This window comes from Streptomyces adustus (genome assembly GCF_009377175.1).
Taxonomy (GTDB): domain Bacteria; phylum Actinomycetota; class Actinomycetes; order Streptomycetales; family Streptomycetaceae; genus Streptomyces; species Streptomyces adustus.
This window is the reverse complement of the sequence record NZ_VJZD01000461.1, coordinates 1-3,411: the sequence shown is the minus strand read 5'-3', so window position 1 is coordinate 3,411 and position 3,411 is coordinate 1. Positions and strand designations below refer to the sequence as shown.

Annotated in this window: 3 protein-coding genes and 1 pseudogene; all 4 read left to right on the top strand. The window is 73.1% G+C overall.

The features are described 5' to 3' along the window. Positions 1 to 210, top strand: a pseudogene (locus tag FNH09_RS45535) (SWIM zinc finger family protein); the annotation flags it as partial. 196 nt (positions 211 to 406) lie between these two features. Then, positions 407 to 1,702: a bifunctional 3-oxoadipate enol-lactonase/4-carboxymuconolactone decarboxylase PcaDC gene (gene pcaDC, locus FNH09_RS45530; protein ID WP_162470091.1), complete on the top strand. Its 1,296-nt coding sequence runs from the start codon at positions 407 to 409 to the stop codon at positions 1,700 to 1,702. Positions 1,703 to 1,777: 75 nt separating this feature from the next. Further along, positions 1,778 to 2,413 carry an MBL fold metallo-hydrolase gene (locus tag FNH09_RS45525; RefSeq protein ID WP_152895738.1) on the top strand — a complete coding sequence of 212 codons (636 nt, stop codon included), beginning with the start codon at positions 1,778 to 1,780 and terminating at the stop codon, positions 2,411 to 2,413. Positions 2,414 to 2,466: 53 nt separating this feature from the next. Further along, on the top strand, positions 2,467 to 3,246 hold the full coding sequence (locus FNH09_RS45520) for an exodeoxyribonuclease III (protein ID WP_152895737.1): 780 nt from the start codon (positions 2,467 to 2,469) through the stop codon (positions 3,244 to 3,246). Positions 3,247 to 3,411 lie beyond the last annotated feature (165 nt).

Here is a 3,411-nt window from a genome sequence, read left to right as displayed (position 1 = left end):
CTGCTGCTCGCCGCCGACCTGCCCGCCTTCCGCCCCGCCCGCAACCGCCTCACCCACCCCCAGGGCCGGGTCCAACTCCGCTTCGGCCGCGACGGCTTGTGGTACGCCTACGAGTCGGACCCCGGCGCCGACGACTGGTGGCCCCGCGGCACCCCCGACCTCGACCCGGTCGGCGCCCTGACCGGCCTGGGCGGCGGCGACGAGCTCTGACCGGCGGCACCGTCACGGGCGGTTCCGGGCTCCGCGCGACATGCCCGTCCAGCCGGTCTCGCCCCTCGGCCCGATGCGGAAATCCGTTCGCACCGAGACCGTTTCCTGCGAGTTTCGGCCTTTGTGGAACGACAAGGCGCGCCTCCCTGTGGGCCCTGGTATAGGTGCTTCTGTGATACATGAGAGGGTCAGAAGGGTGAGCGAGACACCACCGAACAGCCTGCAATACCGCTTCGACGGTCCGGAAGACGCCCCCGTCCTGATCCTGGGTCCCTCACTGGGGACCACCTGGCACATGTGGGACCGTCAGGTCCCGGAGCTGACCAGGCAGTGGCGGATCTTCCGGTTCGACCTGCCCGGACACGGCGGCGCGCCCGCGCACCCGGCAGGCGCGGTGTCCGATCTGACCGACCGGCTGCTGGCCACGCTCGACTCGCTCGGCGTGCAGCGCTTCGGCTACGCGGGATGCTCCCTCGGCGGCGCGATCGGCGTCGAGCTGGCCCTGCGCTACCCCGAGCGGCTCGCCTCGCTCGTACTGATCGCCGCCTCGCCCCGGTTCGGCACGGCCGACGAGTTCCGCCGGCGCGGGGTGGTCGTCCGTACGAACGGGCTCGACCCCATCGCCCGCTCCTCCCCGGACCGCTGGTTCACCGGCGGGTTCGCGGCCGCCCAGCCCGCGATCACCGAGTGGGCGGTGCAGATGGTGCGCACCACCGACCCCGGTTGCTACATCGCGGCCTGCGAGGCGCTCGCCGTGTTCGACGTGCGGGACGAACTGGCCCGCGTCGGTGTGCCGACCCTCGTCCTGGTCGGCTCGGAGGACCAGGTCACCGGCCCCGCCGAGGCCCGCACCCTGGTCGCCGGCATCCCGGACGCCCGCCTCGCGGTCGTCCCCGGCGCCTCCCACCTGGTCCCGGTGGAGCAGCCGGCCGCCGTCACCGACCTGCTCGTCCACCACTTCTCGACCGCCTGGGATCCCGGCTTCGACTCGGCCACCGGTCAGGTCGCCCTTCCGCCGGCCCCGGCCGGCCCGGTCCCCGCCCTGCTCCAGCCGGCGGCGCCCATCGCCGCGATCGCCCCGGCCGTCGTACCGGCGCAGTCCTGGGGCGAGACGGACCGGTACGAGACCGGGCTGAAGGTGCGCCGGGAGGTGCTCGGCGACGCCCATGTCGACCGGGTGCTGTCCCAGGCCGACGACTTCTCCGGCGACTTCGAGGAGTTCGTCACCCGCTACGCGTGGGGCGAGATCTGGGACCGGCCCGGACTCGACCGGCGCTCGCGCAGCTGTGTCACCCTCACCGCGCTGGTCGCGGGGGGCCACCTGGAGGAGCTCGCGTTCCACACCCGGGCCGCGCTGCGCAACGGCCTGACCCCGGACGAGATCAGGGAAGTGCTGCTCCAGGCGGCCGTCTACTGCGGGGTGCCGGCGGCGAACAGCGCGTTCCGGGTGGCCCAGCAGGTCATCCGTGAGGAGACCACGCTCGCCGAGTGACCCCTGGACCGGGGACGCGCCCAGGGCACCGTCCTCAGCCCCCGCCGCCGGGTCGGCGGGGGCAGGATGGGACTCATGAAGCTCACGAAGAAGGCGCATTCCTGTGTCCGGCTGGAGAAGGACGGCCGGACGCTCGTCCTGGACCCCGGGATGTTCAGCGAGGCGGACGCCGCGTCCGGGGCGGACGCGATCCTCGTCACCCACGAGCACCCCGACCACTTCGACGAGGGACGGCTGCGGGCCGCCCTGGAGGCGGACCCGGCCGTCGAGATCTGGACCCTCGCGTCCGTCGCGGACCAGCTCTCGGCCGCCTTCCCCGGGCGGGTGCACACCGTCGGCCACGGCGACGCCTTCACCGCGGCCGGCTTCGACGTCCAGGTGCACGGCGAGCTGCACGCGGTGATCCACCCGGACATCCCGCGCATCACGAACGTCGGCTACCTCGTCGACGGCGGCCGGCTCTTCCACCCGGGCGACGCGCTGACCGTCCCCGACCACCCGGTGGAGACCCTGATGCTGCCGGTGATGGCCCCGTGGAACAAGATCTCCGAGGTCATCGACTACGTCCGCGAGGTCGAGCCGCAGCGCGCCTACGACATCCACGACGCCCTGCTCACCGACCTCGCCCGCCCGATCTACGACCGGCAGATCGGCGCCCTCGGCGGCACGGAGCACCTGCGGCTGAGCTCGGGGGAGTCGGCGCAGCTGTAGCGGGGGAGCGGGGATCGGGGCCGTTGTCGTACCCGCCCGGTAGGTTGTGGGGCATGCGCATCGCCACCTGGAACGTGAACTCGATCACCGCCCGTCTGCCGAGGCTGCTGGCCTGGCTGGAGAGCAGCGGCACGGACGTGCTGTGCCTCCAGGAGGCCAAGATCGCCGAGGCGCAGTTCCCGTTCGACCAGCTGCGCGAGCTGGGCTACGAGGCCGCGGTGAACGCGACCGGCCGGTGGAACGGCGTGGCGGTGATCTCCCGCGTCGGCCTCGACGACGTGGTCAAGGGCCTGCCCGGCGGCCCCGACTACGAGGGTGTGGAGGAGCCCCGGGCGGTCTCCGCGACCTGCGGTCCGGTCCGCGTCTGGTCGGTGTACGTGCCCAACGGACGCGAGGTCGGCCACCCGCACTACGCCTACAAGCTCCAGTGGTTCGAGGCGCTGAAGGCGGCCGTCGCGGGCGACGCGGGCGGCAGCCGCCCGTTCGCCGTCCTCGGCGACTACAACGTGGCGCCCACGGACGACGACGTGTACGACGTGGCCGTCTTCGAGGGCCTCACCCATGTCACGCCCGCCGAGCGCGCCGCCCTGGCCGAGCTGCGCGGGACGGGCCTGTCCGACGTGGTGCCGCGGCCGCTGAAGTACGCGCACCCGTACACGTACTGGGACTACCGCCAGCTCGGCTTCCCCAAGAACCGCGGTATGCGCATCGACCTGGTGTACGGCAACGAGCCGTTCTCGAAGGCGGTCAAGGACGCGTACGTGGACCGGGAGGAGCGCAAGGGCAAGGGCGCCTCGGACCACGCGCCGGTGGTCGTGGACCTGGACGTCTAGCCGGTCCCGGCCGCAGCGTGGCGGAGCGGCGGACAGCGCGCGGCCCCGGCACGGCCCGGCTCACAGCAGGGCCAGGTCCACCGAATCCGCCAGCGCGGCGAGCCCGGCGTCGCCGGGATGCAGATGGTCCCCGCTGTCGTAGCCGGGCAGCATCCGGGTGGGGCG